This window comes from Acinetobacter sp. BY419 (assembly GCF_019038395.1).
GTDB lineage: Bacteria > Pseudomonadota > Gammaproteobacteria > Pseudomonadales > Moraxellaceae > Acinetobacter.
Map to the genome: position 1 here is coordinate 13,938 of NZ_JAGFXZ010000011.1, position 16,076 is coordinate 30,013.

The window sequence follows — 16,076 nt, forward strand, 5'->3', positions numbered from 1 at the left end:
AGAAATGATCAAGACAGGGAAAGTTGGATGGACAGCGGTACTGGTATTCAGTCTGGTACCTTTGTCTTTTTCTACAAGCGCTAAAGAATTTATTACGATTATTGGTCCGGATGGGCGACCATTAGTTGTGCCACGTCATCATGCAGATAAAAAAACTGAAGAAAAATCTCCATTGTCGAAAAAAGTAGGAGTTGCAGCAGTTCAGTCCACGCCTGTGAAGCAAAACTTAGAAAAAGTGCCAGTCGTAGAGAGTAGACAAGTTAAACCTGGGCAGGACCATAATATGGTTGTACAACCAGTACAACCGAATATTACACAAGAACAGATTCAGTCTAAACCACAATTAAAGTCTGAGTCGAAAGCTCCTCACATTCCTGATACTAGAGTAAAATCTTCTGTTGTTACCATGCAAAAACCAGGATTTAGCCAGGTTGAAGGCATTGAGTATGTGGATAGTGAATATCTGGAAAATAAAGAATTTAATTTAGAAGGTAGAAAACGTTTCTATAGCATGCCCGAAGGCGTTGTAGATAAAAATATCGGAACGACCCGGATCCAGACGATTGAGCGTGAAAAAGGGGTCGGACAATCCGTATTAAAATCCTTTTTCCAAAAGCCAGAGGTCGATTCCGGCCCTGTGGTACTGGCACAAAGTTATTATCGTATTTCACAGCCTGAGACCATCGATAGCTTGGGCAAACAATGTTTTAATGATAAGAAAGTTAAAAAAGCTAAAGAAATCAGCCTTAGAAAAGCTGTTAACCTGTGGCCTCGCGCGCCTCTTAAAGCAGACGAATTTGATTTTGAAGTGGTGAAAATTCAATCTGATATCAAGAATATTCAGATCAATTCTTATGCGTCTAGCCAGAAAAATCCAACTTATTATTGGCCTTTTGTCGTTTTTTTAGACAGTCATGGCTGCGTTCTTGAAGGAGCGGGTGGATTTAAAAATCAGGAAGAACAGGCGAATATTATTCAACATGAGCATATTGAAGGGATCCTCCAGGTTCCTGCACAAACTGAATATGTATTATTGACGCCTTTGGCCTCAGCGATAGATGTTGAAAACAAGATGCTGACAAATCACGGACAATTAAAATTAGTCGCCATTCGATAAGGACTATTCGAGTATAAAAGATGAAAAAGAAAATATTATTTCCATTTGCTTTAACCACACTTTTGACTGCACTGAGCGGGTGTGGTGGAGAAAGCGCCAATGTTATTCCAGAAAACAACAATGAAGCCACTACTAATGGTACTTGTATATCAGGTACAAATAACTGTGTAGAGTGGGGCTTGGAATATCCGCTCGATGGTTTGAACTTCAACTGTAGTGGTGATAAAGAAAACACGTTTATTACGTTATTTGATAGTAAAAATGGGGTGGCTTCCGGAACCTGTCGAAACACAGATAATATTGAGTTTTATATTCAAAGCTTTGGTTCGAACAAGATCATTTTAGGTCAAATTAAACTCAGTGATTATGCCAGTTTTAATGCACAGACCCAGTTGCCGCGTTTAAGTGTGATCGATATTGCAAGTGGGATTACCGGACGTCGGGTAGGTAACTTGGTGCCGAGTGATCCTACCGTTCAGGTGGCCATGCGTCTGGTTAAAATTTTGCAGGCTTTGGCACTACAAAAGGGAAGTATTGTTAATCCATCTGATGTGCAGCCTTTATATATTACTGAAGACATGCGCAAAAATCTGGCTAAAATCCGTGGGAATATTAGCCTGACTGATGCTGATTTGGCGACCAAAATTAAAGATTTTATTGATATCAGCCAGATTTCTGATGAAGTTGCTTTTGCTACAGTCAAAAAACTGGTAACGATTGCCAACGCAGCCGTGTATCAGCCAGAGTTTTCATTATTCTCAACCTCAGGTGTGATTGGCAGTAACCTGTCGGGTTCAGATGGATTGGTGGGGTGTAATAAAAACCCTTGTGATATTCAGAAGAAAGATACCAAATATTTATTTGGCCATTTTATGCTGATTACCGATCGTCAGGGCTATACCTTTGGCAGTGGCCTGCAATGGCGTGATACTGAGTTAAAAATGGCCAAAGAAAATTTATCTTCTTTGGGTGGTATTAATGCTCAACTCATCCGTAAGGTGAAACCGGTACAAATGACTGCTGATCCACAAAGTTCATGGATTAATCCAGCTACAAAAACCATTCGTACGCCTTATCGCCTGAATGTAGCAAATACCAATGGCCCGCTTGAATTGTATCAAGGCAGATTATTGAATGATTATGTGATTGCGGGTAAGGAAGCCTTCTATAAGAAAGTGACTGGCAAAACAGTACTGGATGCTTCTGACCAAGCCAACCTGGGTTTGTGGCGTTTACAGGCCGATGGTGAAAACTATGCTGGAAGTCTTGATCTCTACAAGATTTTCCCGATTAGTTATCTGGATCGTCAGGTCTTTAAAACGGCTGAAAACGTAGAAGCTGGTCAGGCCTATATATTCCCGATGTATGCCAATCTGGAGTTTAAATTTACCGATACCACAGTTAATCCAGTTACGTTGGGAATTGTGATTGACAGTAACGGGGATGTACGCACCAATATGCAGTCTGCCAGCAATTTAGCGACTGACCCGGTAGCAGGCTGTCAGGGTGATGTATTAGACAGTAATCTATTGCTAAATGGGGTACAGCAATACCGGCTCGGAACTTTAGGGCGTGCATTTGTTGCTGATCAAGCAGTTTCGATGCGCCTGATTTTGGCCAATGAAAAGTTTGGTACTTTAAATGGTGCCTTGGTCGGGGTGGACTCGCGCATCCAGTCTTCACCGGATTCAAAAGATTCGATTGTGATCGGCGGTGCACTGCTTAACTTGTCCAATGTGCTGAATAGCAGTGCTGGCCAGACTGGACGTGTAACTTTCCTGAATTCGGTAGGTGATACAGTGCAATGGGCCAATACCTATGCCAGTTTTCAAAAAGTTTATAATAGTAATAATGAGGATGAAACTCCTGCAGATATTCAACTAGCCAAACTAAATGGCGGGTCGGTTGAGTTTAAACTTGCAGATTGCTATCGAATCAAAGCCAAATAATATTCTTTCAAAATAAAAAAATCCCATCTAAGTGTGGGATTTTTTTATGAAATCTATTTTAACCGGTATGATCCAGACGTGTGCCCAAGGTTTCCAGATGCATGGGGAAAATATTGCTTTTACGGTCTTCAAAATAATGTCTGAGGGTCTGTTCTACACTCGGGAAGGCAAGTTCAGTCCAGGGAATATCCGCTTCATCGAACAGACAGCTTTCAATGGTCTCTTCACCAGCACCAAATTTTCCATCAATCAGATTGGCTTTAAACAGCACATAAATCTGACCAATACGTGGAATGTTATACATACAGTACAGCTGTTCAATATCTACTTCAGCTTCGGCTTCTTCCCGGGTTTCCCGCGCAGCACCTTGCTCCATGGTTTCAAACAGTTCCATATAGCCGGCAGGTAAAGTCCATAGGCCATAGCGTGGTTCAATGGCACGACGGCACAGCAGCACTTTATTTTCAAAGAGCACCAAAGCACCACAAATCACTTTCGGATTAATATAATGAATAGAGCCGCATGAATCACACACGCTGCGAATCTGCTGATCGCCCAAAGGAATTTTAGCTGTGGTTTTATGTCCACAATTCACACAGAAGTTCATATTCATCATCAATGATAAAAGTAAGCTCAGGATAACTGAAAAACCAAAATTTGGCATCATTTCTCTCCCGCCCTGACTAAAATCAGCTATGATGAAATTATGATCATAATTAGGGCTGACAGAATGGATGCCGGTGAATTGACACAAAGGTTACAGCAACGATTACGCTTTTCCAGGCGTACTCGATCCGCGCATGCTGCCGTGTTGATTGCAATTACAGATGAAGCTGACCCGAAAGTATTGCTGACGCGCCGATCAGCTTATTTGAATAGTCATGCCGGAGAAGTCTCATTTCCGGGTGGCAAGCGCGATCCGCAGGATACCAGTAATATTGTGGTGGCTTTAAGAGAAGCCTATGAAGAAACAGCGCTGAATCCCTTTGATGTACATCTAGTGGGGGATCTGCCCATGCAAAAAGCCCGAAATGGCATGTTGGTCAAACCGATTGTGGGACTGATTCCTCCAAAAGTGCAGCTGACTCCTCAACCGACGGAAATTGACCGGATTTTCTTTGCCTCTTTGCAGCATCTGCTTGAAGTGACGCCTACGCCGTATGAAGTCCGTTTTGCCCAGCAATCCTTATATTTTCCGAGTATGCGGGTAGAAAATGAAGTCGTCTGGGGGTTGACCGCACGTATGCTGATTTCTCTGTTCCAGTATGGACTGGATTATAAAAAAGACTGGCCATTTCTGCTTAATTCACCGGCTTTTAAACGCTCCAAATTTTTTAACCATTGAACAGGATTTTATCAATGCTGTATAAATTTCAGGGACATATTCCCACTGCTACACATCAGCCCTGGGATGGCTGGGTGGCAGCAACGGCCACAGTGATTGGACAGGTCGAGCTTGGACGACAAGTCAGTGTCTGGTTTGGGGCCGTAGTACGTGCAGATAACAGTAAAATTAAATTGGGTGATTTTACCAATGTGCAGGAAAATGCAGTGCTGCATACCGATGCCGGCATCGAGATGCAGATCGGGAGTTATGTAACGATTGGGCATCAGGCCATGCTGCATGGCTGCACGATTGGCGATAATAGCCTGATCGGGATTCAGGCGGTGATTCTGAACCATGCCGTGATTGGCAAGAATTGTATTATTGGTGCCAATGCCCTGATTCCTGAAGGCAAGGTGATTCCAGACAATTCAGTGGTGATGGGTTCGCCGGGTAAAGTGGTGAAAACCCTGGATGATGACAGCATTCAAAAGCTGAAAATGAGTGCCATGCATTATGCTAAGCATTTTCAGAAATTTCAGGACTTGGAAGAAGTGCAACTCTAAAACACTGTTCTACTAACTGAATCATAAGCCTAGATTTTCTAGGCATTTTTGTATCTGTTTCGGGAAAATCTCGCGTAGTGGATATGAGTGGAGTATCATATCCGCGTTTTTTATATTCTCTGAATTAAGGTTGTGCATGAAAGTGCTGGCATTGGAGACTGCCAATGAGCAGTGTTCCGTCTCTGTGATCGATGATACTCAAGAACTATTTTTTCAGCTTGATGCGCGCGCCAAGGCACAAACGCAAACCATTCTCCCGATGATTGAACAAGGTCTGCAAGATCTTAGGCTGGGCATTGCTGATTTGACCGCGATTGCCTTCAGTCGTGGTCCCGGTTCTTTTAGCGGGGTTCGCATTAATGCTGCAGTGACCCAAGCTCTGGCCTGGTCAAACGATTTGCCGGTCATTCCGGTTTCGACTTTGCAGGCATTGGCGCAGGCAGCTTACCGATTGCATGGCCTGACTGAAGTGTCTGCCGTATTGGATGCCCGCATGAGTGAAGTCTATATTGCGAGCTATCAACTGGATGCAGAGGGGATTATGCAGCCGGTTGATGAGGAGCAACTGTTAAGCTATGCAGAAGGTCATCAGGCTGTGCGCTTTACCCCGGTCGGTTCAGGTGCTGAACTGGTACAAGGCGAAACTTCAACTTATAAAGATGTGTATGCGACTGCACAGGATATTGCCAGTATTGCACGTGCAGCGGCACAGGCACAACACTGGGTCAGTGCAGAATTGGCACTACCGGTTTATTTACGTGATAACGCATGGAAAAAAATTCCAGAACAAGGTAAAGCATAATTAATTAGGATAAAGCATGGATCTTTTACTGCTACTCAAAGCGGCCATCATGGGGATTATCGAAGGCATTACCGAATTTTTGCCGATTTCCAGTACTGGTCATTTGATTTTGGCATCAGAATTAATGAATTTCTGGACCAAGGAAAAGAGTGATGTATTCGTCATTGCGATCCAGATGGGGGCAATTGCCGCCGTTATTTATGAATATTGGGCCCGTCTTTGGGGGGCAGCGACCGGGATTGTCAGCGGTGAGCCACAAGGGCGCCGTTTAGGTATTGGCCTGATTCTGGCCTCCATCCCGATTGTATTGATTGGTCTGACTCTGGGACAAACGGTCAAACAGTTTCTGTTTAATGATATTGCCATTGCCATTGGGCTGATTATTGGTGGTTTGATCATTATCTGGATTGAAAAGAATCCACCGCAAGTCCGTGTACATGAAGTAGAAGAGCTAAGCATTAAAGATGCCATCTGGATTGGTCTGATTCAGGTCCTGTCGCTAATTCCCGGTACCTCCCGTTCAGGTGCTACTATTATTGGTGCGATGTTCCTGGGGGTGTCACGTAAGGCAGCCACTGAATTCTCATTTTTTCTGGGTATTCCGGTGATCATTGGCGCAGGTCTGCTAGACCTTTATCAAAGCCATGATGTCTTGAATAGCACTGACGACTGGGCCGTGATTGGCGTCGGGACTCTGGTGTCCTTTATTTCGGCACTGATATTAATCCGTGCGCTGGTGGCCTATGTGGCCAAGCGCGACTTTATGATCTTTGCCTGGTATCGTATTGTTTCGGGTCTGCTGATTTTATTATTTGCCTATACAGGTTGGAAATTATGGTAAGCGCGATTCGCTTATATGCCGAATCTGAATATCAAGAGAAAGCACAGCACTTCGATGCTGTGCTTTCTTCTCGTGGGGTACAGGTTGAGATTGAAACCGTTGAAAAACTCAATGCACGTTTTTTCCGTTTAAATCCTGAACTGGCCCTTTGTGTAGATGCTGACGGACTCTGGCTCTGTGCCAACGGCATGAAGATGCAACCAGACTGGCAAGCGGAAACCGGACGGTTAAAACGCGCTTCTTTAAAATCTGAAATGATTGCACGTGCCTGTAATTTAGCTGAGAAACCAAGTTTGATTGATGCTACTGCAGGTCTTGGACATGACAGTCTGTTGATGGCACATTTAGGCGCTCAAGTCACTTTGGTTGAACGGCATCCGATTCTGTTTACCTTGCTTGAAGATACGCATACCCGTGCACAGTCTGATGCATTCCTGAGTCAAGTCGTATCACGGATTCAACTGGTCTTTTCAGATTCAGCCGATTATTTAAAACAGCAGGCCGAGCAGCAGCAGATTGTTGATGTGGTTTATCTTGATCCGATGTTCCCGCAGCGTGACCAAAATCAGCAGGCAGTCAAAAAACAGGCGCAAGTGAAAAAACAGATGCAGTTGTTGCATATGTTGTTGCCTGAAGATGGTGAAATGGATCTGGGCGATAATCTTTTGGAACTGGCGCAAAAAATTGGCAAGCGCGTCGTGGTCAAACGTCCACGTCTGGCGGTATTTCTAGCAGGAAAAGAGCCTAATCATCAATGGCAAGGCGATGCTTGTCGCTTTGATGCGTATTTTCAGCATGAACTTGTAGCTGAATAAGATAATGGCTTCTTTATTAAGCAAAGATTTGTTATATATTTAAAATTAGCATTGATTAAATACTTATCAAGCATAAACTTATTCAGCACATTAGCGAGCTACTCATCTCCTTGAAATCCTATGATCGACTTTAAACCCTCCATTAATTTTTGGCACGATTTTAAGAGCAACCAAATTGCCGGGATGTGGTTATTTTTGGGATCTCGGCGTTCTTTGCAACTGGTTCGACCATCCATCCTGCAATTGGTGTTCTGGGGGATTCTGGGAGGCTGTGCCAACAGTTTGTTTAGCTGGCTCAGTTCAGGCCGTATGGGAGATTTTAACTCTCAAGGTCTGATCAGTTATGCACTTTGGCCTTTTATTGCCCTGATTGTCGGTATTTTTCTGTCACAGCGGGTCAATAATCCACGCTTGATGCTGGTGCCCGCCTTGTTATGGCTGGTTTTAGATACCCACATCATGCTGTTCCAGTGCCTGATCCAGTATCTGGGGGATCTGGATTATCTGCCTTATATCCTCTATGACTATATTCCAACGCTCTTTGTCATGCTGTTTGTCTGGCAAAGTCTGGCAGTGGTCTGGGTAATCTCGCGTGAATTAAAATGGCCGTGGTGGGAGCGTGCGCTGATTATGCTGGCGACCTTGTTTACCCTGGTGGTCTGGCAGATTTCAGTCAAAGACCAGCCGATCTGGAAAGTCGAAGAAATTCCACCGAGTTTTGCCGAAGATGCATTTTATGCCCAGCCGGTTCTGCTGAATAAAGCTCTGGAGAATATTGAATACGGTGAGTTTGCACAATCGCACTGGTATTTCATGGGGGTGGCTGGAGCAAGCTATCAGGATGTATTTCATTCTGAAGTCGAGCGGATTAAAGAACAGTTTGATACCCGTTTTGGGACTTTTGGCCGATCTATTGCCTTGGTCAATCACCCGGCGACACGTACCACCGTACCGATTGCTTCCAGAACCAGTATGGAGATGGCACTGCGCCGTATGGGCCAGCAAATGAACCGTGAAAGTGATGTGTTATTTTTATATATGACCTCTCATGGTTTGCCGAATGTATTTGAAATGGAAAATGCACCGCTGGATCTGGCACAGGTCGATCCAAAATGGTTGCGTGAGACGCTGGATGCATCAGGCATACGCTGGCGTGTGATTGTGATCTCGGCATGTTTTTCAGGCAGCTTTGCTTCCGCATTACAGAATGAGAATACCTTGGTGATTACGGCTTCAGCAGCCGACCGTCAGTCTTTTGGTTGTTCGAACGAAGCTGACTATACCTATTTTGGCCGTGCGTTTTTTGATGAAGCCATGCGTGAAAATAGCAGCTTGAAAACTGCTTTCGAACAGACCAAAGCGACTGTAGCAAAATGGGAATCAGCTCAAGGCTTTGAATCTTCGGAACCACAATGGGTGATTGGCAAGAATATGGAATTGATGTTGCCACAACTGGAGCAACGTTTATTTCCACAGAACAGTACGGCGACACTCTCCCCCTAGATAGAGCAATGCCACTAAAAGATCGGCTGCAATAATAAGGAATAACCATGGAACTTATACAGAACAATAAAAGCTTTGAAGGTGAACAGCGTATTTATCGTTTTGATTCGCGCTGTCTTAAAACACCGACCAAGTTTGGAATTTATCTGCCGCCTCAGGCCTTAGAAGGTCATAGCTGTCCTGCATTATTCTATCTGGCAGGTTTGACCTGTACCGAAGAAACCTTTGCCATCAAGGCACATGCCCAACGTCTGGCAGCACAATTAGGGCTGATTTTAATCACACCGGATACTTCGCCACGTGGTGAAGGCGTGGCAGAAGGTGACACTTGGGATATTGGTCAGGGAGCAGGCTTTTATATTAATGCCACCCAAGCGCCGTGGGCTAAACATTATCAGATGGAAAGTTTTATTGTCGATGAACTCTATGCACTGGTCACAGAAGAGTTCGTGATCCATCCTGGCAAAATCGGTATATTCGGTCACAGTATGGGCGGTCATGGTGCCTTGACCCTGGCATTTAAGTATCCGGAAAAATTCAAATCTGTTTCAGCCTTTGCACCCATTTGTGCACCGAGCCAGTGTCCTTGGGGAGACAAAGCATTTTCAAATTATTTGGGTGCTGAAAAAGAAGAATGGCTTAAACATGATGCGACCGCTTTGGTTCAGGAGAAAGGTGCATTGTTCAATGATATTCTGATTGATCAGGGATTTTCGGATCAGTTCTATAGCCAGCTTAATCCGGCCTTGTTTCAGCAAGCCTGTGATGCTGTGAACCAGCCGCTGACTTTGCGTGAACATCAGGGTTACGATCATGGGTATTACTTTATTCAAAGTTTTGTGGATGAGCATTTGCAATTCCATGCCGTGCAATTACAATCCTGAGTAGACTGATTTTTTGTTAAAAAGTCCTGCCATGCTTATATTCAGTCATCAGGGCTTTTTTATATCTGTTCTGTGCCAGTTTGCGGTTAATTCGTCTTGTCCCATACGAATCAAATGATCCAGAACCACACTTTCGAGTTTATTCAGGTCCATGGATTCATCAGTGCTTTGAATCATTACCGTTAGATGATTTTCTTCCGGCGCAAGACTCACTTCCGCATTTGGAAAATGAATCAGAAAAGCCTGTCCAGTTTCATCAATATTAAATTTATGTTTCCAGTGATTGGCCAGGCGTTTGGCAATGCGTGCGGCTTGTGGTGTCTGGATATGGGCAATACTTTTCATCATCATTCTTTTAAACTTTTTCATCATGATCCTAGCACTTTAACTCAAGCACGGATGCCGTCATAAGCCTCAAAGCGTTACACAGCGTTTTAATCTTGCAACATCCAGGTCACAGTAGCCAGAGCGGATTTGATATAATGGGAAAAATCCAATTTCAACAAGCCAGGTTCTCCCATGTCCAAGCCTTATTTAATTGCCCCTTCTATTTTGTCTGCTGACTTTGCCCGTTTAGGTGAAGAAGTCGAGAATGTGCTGGAAGCAGGTGCAGACGTTGTTCATTTTGATGTCATGGATAACCATTATGTACCCAATCTGACTTTTGGTGCAGGCGTTTGTAAGGCGTTAAAAAACTATGGCATCAAGGCGCCGATTGATGTGCATTTGATGGTGAAACCAGTCGATCGCATGATCGGAGATTTTCTTGAAGCCGGTGCGGACATTATTACTTTTCATCCGGAAGCATCCGACCATATTGACCGCTCTTTACAGTTAATCAAATCAGGTGGTGCAAAAGCTGGCCTAGTATTTAACCCAGCAACACCGCTGCATTATCTGGACTATGTGCTAGATAAAGTAGATCAAATCCTGCTCATGAGCGTGAACCCTGGTTTTGGCGGTCAAAAATTTATTCCGATGACTTTGGATAAATTACGTCAAGCCCGTAAACTGATTGATGCTTCAGGTCGCGACATCCGTTTGGAAGTCGATGGGGGGGTCACGCCAAGCAATATTCGTGAAATTGCTGCAGCTGGTGCGGATATGTTTGTGGCCGGATCCGCTATTTTTGGCAAACCAGATTATAAAGCTGTGATTGATGAAATGCGTCTAGAACTGTCTAGAGTAGGTCAGATCCAACTGTAATCGCTAGAATGTAATATGCGCATAAATATGTGGATAACTTTATGGATAAATGTGTAGATATCTATGTTGATAACCATATGGATATGTTGTATAAAATGTAATCATTTGTAGCCTGGTTGATTGCGACTTAGACAATATTTGTATAAAAGAACTCATATCGGGTTCTTTTTTATCGCTTATAACCCTTGTATTTGGTGGTTGTTTATTCATCATGGGTTAATAATTCAGCCAGTTAAAAAGTGATCAATGTCTCGTGGGTTTATGTTTCATCATGTAATTTCTCCATGCCCTATTTAAATTTAATTGATGTGTATAACTTAATATTCTGAGCTAATTCTTATGTATTGTTGTGGATGAAATGCCCGATTATTGGAACTCTTTCTGACTTGTCATTTGCAACATCTAGCATAAGTATTGGCTTCATGAATGTCGTGAAGATTTAAGTAAGACAAGGTTAAGTTGTATCTCGAAAAGTCATCTTTTGTAAAAATAACCAGACTGCTGCAATGTGGTTTTATAAGATTTTCAGAATTAGGAGGAACGAACTCCCTTGTGAATGAGCTGTCGGTCTTCACAGGAAAAATCGTCAGGACGGCCTGACTCTTATATAAAAGGAGGAGGGCTGCATGGCCTGGATTGTACTTATTCTTGCAGGTGTTTTTGAAATCGTTTGGGCTTATTCGATGAAGCTGTCTGAGGGATTTACCAGATTAACCCCCAGTATTATTACCATTGTCTTCATGGTGCTGAGTTTCGCTTTACTTGCTTATGCGATGCGTACCTTGCCGCTAGGCACAGCCTATACCATCTGGACCGGAATTGGCGCAGTAGGCTCGTTTCTAGTCGGCATTCTGGTCTTGGGTGAACCCGCCACCGCGATGCGTATGCTGGCTGCGGTACTTATTATTTCTGGTCTGGTGCTGATGAAATTGTCATCTTCATAATCTGTTTCACCTGCCTCGCTGAACTGAGCTAATATATAAAATGAACTCCAGTGCTTGGAATAGGGTGCGATCATGAACTTAAGCTATGTTTATATGGATTCTCCGGTCGGACAGTTGCAGCTGGTTGCACATGCGACAGCATTGGTTGCCGTACTATGGGATTGTGAAAAGCCGAGTCGGGTGAAACTGGCGACCTTGGTGGAAGATCCGCAGCATCCGGTATTGATTGAAACCAGAGGCCAGCTCCAGGAATATTTTGCCGGTCAGCGCGACATGTTTGAGCTGCCTTTAGACTTTGCAGGAACCGATTTTCAGAAAAAAGTCTGGCAGGCTTTGCTGGATATTCCTTATGGTCAAACCCGAAGTTATCGCGACATTGCTGTACAGATAGGAAATATCAAGGCCGTACGTGCCGTGGGGGCAGCCAACGGAAAAAATCCGATTTCGATTATTGCACCCTGTCACCGGGTCATTGGTAGCAGTGGCAAGCTGGTAGGATTTGCAGGGGGGTTAGATAAAAAAGAAATTCTGTTAAATATTGAGCGGACACATTAATATCTAAACATTGAAAAGAAATGAAAATTAGAATATGGAACATTCTACGATACAGCTATTAAGTCCACTCTGGTCCAGTTTAGGGTGGATTCTTCTGCTTTTCTTTGGCGTGATGATTTTTAAATTATTCAAGCCATTTTTAAAAGGAAAATTAGGCGAGTTCGCGGTCAGCACCTATGTCAAACTGTATTTAAAAGGTCCTCAATACATTCTGCTCAATGATTTGACGCTTCCAGATGGAGCCGGTGCGACCACACAAATCGATCATCTGTTATTAAGTCCTTACGGAATATTTGTGATTGAAACCAAAAACTATAAGGGCTGGATTTTTGGAAACGAGCGTCAAAAACAATGGACCCAGAAAATTTATAAAAACAGTTATAAATTTCAAAATCCGGTTCATCAGAATTATAAGCACATAAAAGTATTAGAATCGCTTTTGGCAGATATTGTTAGGCCGGAGACATTGCACTCCGTGATTGTATTTATGCCAGATGCCGTGTTTAAAACACCGATGCCAAATTATGTGTTTCGCGGTGCAGCTTGGATCGACTATGTCAAAAGTTTTGATCAGCAGATAATTTCTGAAACGCAATTAAAACGGATACAACTACGCCTGGAAAAAGAAGTGTTAGAAAAATCCTGGAAAACCAATCGGGAACATGTGGAGAATTTAAAACAGCGCGAGCAGCCCTGAAGTTATGTGCAGATTCATAAAAAGCCTTTGAGTGATTCAAAGGCTTTTTTATTTAACTATTTGAGGCTTTCAGTTTTTCAGTAATCTCGGTCAAAACTTTAATTCGTTTTACTTCATCCCATAATGCTTTGGCTTCAGGATAATGCTTCGACATCATGCCCAGCCATTGTTTATAGCGACCGACCATGTTCATTTCTTTTTTATAAGATCCATTCAGGAAACGAACTTGTAAGCCTCGTAATTCATTCCAGTTCATCAAAGGCGCATCTGAATTTTGACGGATACATTGGGTCAGATCCGGTGTGGTCACTGCACCACGGCCAATCATCAGGTCTTCGCAACCAGACTCCAGACGGCACTGTTTGGCATCGGCATTGCTCCAGATTTCGCCATTGGCAATTACATTGATTTTGAGTGCTTCACGAATCGGTTGTAACTGATCCCAGAATGCGGGCGGGGTATAGCCATCGGCCTTGGTGCGCGCATGTACCGTAACCCATGAAGCTCCTGCATCTTCAATGGCATGGGCATTTTCCAGCATGAAATTACGATCCATATAGCCGAGACGCATTTTGGCAGACACGGGAATATGTGCAGGAACGGCATCACGCACAGCTTTGACTAACTCATGCACGACTTCGGGTTCATCCAGCAGGACTGAACCGCCACGATGCCGATTGACGGTTTTAGCCGGACAGCCAAAATTCATATCAATCGCGGGTGCGCCCATGGCCGCTACTTTGGCGGCATTCGCTGCCAGCATCTCCGGATTATTTCCCAAAAACTGCACATGTACCGGTGTACCTGCTACCGTTTTGCCATCATTTAACAGTTCCGGACAGTAACTGTGATAAATATGATCGGGCAGAATAGAGTCGGTGACACGGATAAACTCGGTCACGCACCAGTCAAAGCTACCTACGGATGTCAGCACATCACGCATAATCGGATCGGTTAAGCCTTCCATCGGAGCAAGCACAAGTTTCAACGGTGCACACCTGTAAATTTAAAACGGTGTTATACGTTTTTTTGGTTTGAATGTCTAGGCCGTTTAAATTTCACGCTTATAAAGGGGAGTAAGCGTGAGAATGAATTTAGTACATATCAACAGAGGAGCTATCTTCAGCACAATAAAATAATAGAATTTTAAATATTGATAGCTATATTGAAAAGAATAATAAATATTCAGGTAGCAGTATGGAACAGCCTCATTTCAAGGATCATTTCTCCCAGCAATCACAGGATTATGCCTTGTTTCGTCCGCATTATCCGGATGCATTGGGGAAAATATTGGCAGACCTATCACCAAGTACCAAATTGGCTGTAGATGTCGGCTGTGGTTCTGGACAGCTTTCAGAGGTTTTGGCGAATTACTGTGATCAGGTGATTGCTATTGATGCGAGTAGTGAACAGGTCGCCCAGGCCAAACCACATCCAAAAATTCAGTATGGTCAGGCACTCGCTGAAGAGATCCCGTGTGCTGACCAGAGTGTTGATCTGATTTCGGTGGCTCAGGCAGCACATTGGTTGAATCTGGATAAGTTCTACGCAGAAGTTCGCCGTATTGCCCGGCCCAATGCTATTCTGGCTTTAATTAGCTATGGCATGTTCAGTGTGGATGAACCACATCTGAATCATTATTTTAAGCATTTCTATGAAGTGACGCTTGCACCGTACTGGCCGCCTGAACGTCGCCATGTAGATGAAGGATATAAAAATCTACCATTTCCATTTCAGGAAATTACGATTCAGCCACTTGTATTACAGGTTGAATGGAACTTTTATCAGTTAATTGGTTATATGAGTACTTGGTCAGCCGTGAAAGCTGCCACTAAAGCACTCGGACATAATCCACTGAATTTACTGGCAGATGCCTTATTGCCAGAATGGGAAGATCCAGAATTGCCCAGAGTCATTAGCTGGCCATTATCAGTGCGTGCAGGGCGTATAACCGTTTAAAGAATATTCAAGCTAAGGCCTTTTTATTGAACAATGAATTGAATATTTCAAGGCTCAGAATTATCGCCCTAGAATCATTTCCAGCACAAATTTAGAACCAATAAAACCCAGCGCCAGCAAGCCAAAACCGAGCAGGGTAAAGCGCACAGCTTTCTGCCCACGCCAGCCAAACTTCCAGTGCCCGATTAACAGTGAACCGTAAACCAGCCAGGAAATAATACTGAACGCAGTTTTATGTGCCAGATGCTGAGCAAAGAAATTGTCGATGGTAAAAAAGCCAAAGCCCAAAGCGAGCGTAAGTAAAACAAAACCGGTCATCAGCATATCAAACAGGAGCGATTCCATGTCCTGATAAGAGGGTAATAAACTGACCCAGACCCGGCGTTTGTGCTTCTTTTTCAGCTCGCGATCCTGAAAGCGCAAAATCACGGCCTGAATGGTGGCCATGAGCAATACTGCATAAGCAGACAAAGACAAAATGATATGAATGTCCAAGCCTAGAGAGTTCTGGATAATGATTTTAGCGGGCTGGGTAAAGACAAAGCCGAGAATTAGACCCGTGGCAGCCACTGGAATCCCGATCAGGTTCAGGGCAATAATAGGACGATAAGTACTATAAATAATACTCAGCAGCAGCATCAGACCTGAGGTAAAGGAAAACAGGGAAAAAACATCATAATTGATGCCTAACGGGGTATGCATATCACCATATAAAACCAGCGCATGCAGACCGAGTCCCAGCAGTGCGGTTAGCGAGACAAACCATTGATTAGGAGGACGTTTAGACATTAAATGAATGAACAGATACCAGAAGGAAGCGGTATAAGCGACTAATGCTAAGATCGTATAAACCAAGGGGAGGCTAACCATGTCAAACCTTTTTAAGGGTGATGAATATTCATTTATATAAATTC

The 16,076-nt window shown here is 43.6% G+C and carries 18 protein-coding genes; 14 read left to right on the forward strand and 4 right to left on the reverse strand.

The window, feature by feature from the left end:
* The first annotated feature begins 4 nt into the window (after nt 1-4).
* Nucleotides 5-1,117: a putative pilus assembly protein FilE gene (gene filE / locus KUG37_RS05965; RefSeq protein ID WP_216934861.1), complete on the forward strand. Its 1,113-nt coding sequence runs from the start codon at nt 5-7 to the stop codon at nt 1,115-1,117.
* 20 nt (nt 1,118-1,137) lie between these two features.
* On the forward strand, nt 1,138-3,066 hold the full coding sequence (locus tag KUG37_RS05970; protein ID WP_216934859.1) for a hypothetical protein: 1,929 nt from the start codon (nt 1,138-1,140) through the stop codon (nt 3,064-3,066).
* 58 nt (nt 3,067-3,124) lie between these two features.
* Here KUG37_RS05970 and KUG37_RS05975 read toward each other — a convergent pair whose 3' ends face one another.
* The gene (locus KUG37_RS05975; RefSeq protein WP_216934890.1) at nt 3,125-3,673 is read right to left on the reverse strand and encodes an NUDIX hydrolase; all 549 of its coding nucleotides are present in this window, start codon (nt 3,671-3,673) and stop codon (nt 3,125-3,127) included.
* A gap of 123 nt (nt 3,674-3,796) precedes the next feature.
* On the opposite strand from KUG37_RS05975, the gene KUG37_RS05980 reads away from it, so the two are divergent.
* The 7 genes from KUG37_RS05980 to fghA all read left to right on the forward strand — a co-directional run bounded on the left by KUG37_RS05980 (nt 3,797) and on the right by fghA (nt 9,801).
* Complete coding sequence (locus KUG37_RS05980) at nt 3,797-4,411, forward strand: CoA pyrophosphatase (protein ID WP_216934857.1); 615 nt, start codon at nt 3,797-3,799, stop codon at nt 4,409-4,411.
* Between the two features lie 17 nt (nt 4,412-4,428).
* On the forward strand, nt 4,429-4,956 hold the full coding sequence (locus tag KUG37_RS05985) for a gamma carbonic anhydrase family protein (RefSeq protein WP_216934888.1): 528 nt from the start codon (nt 4,429-4,431) through the stop codon (nt 4,954-4,956).
* Between the two features lie 136 nt (nt 4,957-5,092).
* A complete protein-coding gene (gene tsaB / locus KUG37_RS05990; RefSeq protein WP_216934855.1) occupies nt 5,093-5,758 on the forward strand; it encodes a tRNA (adenosine(37)-N6)-threonylcarbamoyltransferase complex dimerization subunit type 1 TsaB in 666 nt (221 codons plus the stop codon).
* A 16-nt stretch (nt 5,759-5,774) separates the two neighbouring features.
* Nucleotides 5,775-6,599 (forward strand): undecaprenyl-diphosphate phosphatase, encoded by an 825-nt coding sequence (locus tag KUG37_RS05995; RefSeq protein ID WP_216934854.1) that lies wholly within the window; start codon nt 5,775-5,777, stop codon nt 6,597-6,599.
* The gene (locus tag KUG37_RS06000) at nt 6,593-7,414 is read left to right on the forward strand and encodes a class I SAM-dependent methyltransferase (protein WP_216934853.1); all 822 of its coding nucleotides are present in this window, start codon (nt 6,593-6,595) and stop codon (nt 7,412-7,414) included. Before KUG37_RS05995 ends, KUG37_RS06000 begins: the two co-directional genes overlap by 7 nt.
* A gap of 120 nt (nt 7,415-7,534) precedes the next feature.
* Nucleotides 7,535-8,917: a C13 family peptidase gene (locus KUG37_RS06005; protein ID WP_216934852.1), complete on the forward strand. Its 1,383-nt coding sequence runs from the start codon at nt 7,535-7,537 to the stop codon at nt 8,915-8,917.
* A gap of 47 nt (nt 8,918-8,964) precedes the next feature.
* Complete coding sequence (gene fghA, locus KUG37_RS06010) at nt 8,965-9,801, forward strand: S-formylglutathione hydrolase (RefSeq protein ID WP_216934851.1); 837 nt, start codon at nt 8,965-8,967, stop codon at nt 9,799-9,801.
* Between the two features lie 48 nt (nt 9,802-9,849).
* On the opposite strand, the gene KUG37_RS06015 is transcribed toward fghA, so the two are convergent.
* The gene (locus tag KUG37_RS06015) at nt 9,850-10,146 is read right to left on the reverse strand and encodes a DUF2218 domain-containing protein (protein WP_216934886.1); all 297 of its coding nucleotides are present in this window, start codon (nt 10,144-10,146) and stop codon (nt 9,850-9,852) included.
* A gap of 174 nt (nt 10,147-10,320) precedes the next feature.
* Here KUG37_RS06015 and rpe point away from each other — a divergent pair, with 174 nt between their 5' ends.
* From rpe to KUG37_RS06035, 4 genes are all read left to right on the forward strand, one after another.
* Entirely contained in the window at nt 10,321-11,007 is a 687-nt protein-coding gene (gene rpe, locus KUG37_RS06020; RefSeq protein WP_216934850.1) for a ribulose-phosphate 3-epimerase, read from the forward strand.
* A 626-nt stretch (nt 11,008-11,633) separates the two neighbouring features.
* Nucleotides 11,634-11,951: a quaternary ammonium compound efflux SMR transporter SugE gene (gene sugE, locus KUG37_RS06025; RefSeq protein ID WP_216934848.1), complete on the forward strand. Its 318-nt coding sequence runs from the start codon at nt 11,634-11,636 to the stop codon at nt 11,949-11,951.
* 72 nt (nt 11,952-12,023) lie between these two features.
* A complete protein-coding gene (locus tag KUG37_RS06030; RefSeq protein WP_216934847.1) occupies nt 12,024-12,506 on the forward strand; it encodes a methylated-DNA--[protein]-cysteine S-methyltransferase in 483 nt (160 codons plus the stop codon).
* 34 nt (nt 12,507-12,540) lie between these two features.
* Entirely contained in the window at nt 12,541-13,203 is a 663-nt protein-coding gene (locus KUG37_RS06035; protein WP_216934846.1) for a nuclease-related domain-containing protein, read from the forward strand.
* Nucleotides 13,204-13,255: 52 nt separating this feature from the next.
* Here the strand turns inward: KUG37_RS06035 and KUG37_RS06040 are convergent, their stop codons facing one another.
* On the reverse strand, nt 13,256-14,191 hold the full coding sequence (locus KUG37_RS06040; protein ID WP_216934845.1) for a tRNA-dihydrouridine synthase: 936 nt from the start codon (nt 14,189-14,191) through the stop codon (nt 13,256-13,258).
* Between the two features lie 209 nt (nt 14,192-14,400).
* Between KUG37_RS06040 and KUG37_RS06045 the strand changes: the two genes are divergently transcribed.
* A complete protein-coding gene (locus KUG37_RS06045) occupies nt 14,401-15,162 on the forward strand; it encodes a class I SAM-dependent methyltransferase (protein WP_216934844.1) in 762 nt (253 codons plus the stop codon).
* A gap of 60 nt (nt 15,163-15,222) precedes the next feature.
* Here the strand turns inward: KUG37_RS06045 and ccsA are convergent, their stop codons facing one another.
* The gene (gene ccsA, locus KUG37_RS06050; protein WP_216934843.1) at nt 15,223-16,032 is read right to left on the reverse strand and encodes an inner membrane protein YpjD; all 810 of its coding nucleotides are present in this window, start codon (nt 16,030-16,032) and stop codon (nt 15,223-15,225) included.
* Between the last annotated feature and the right edge of the window lie 44 nt (nt 16,033-16,076).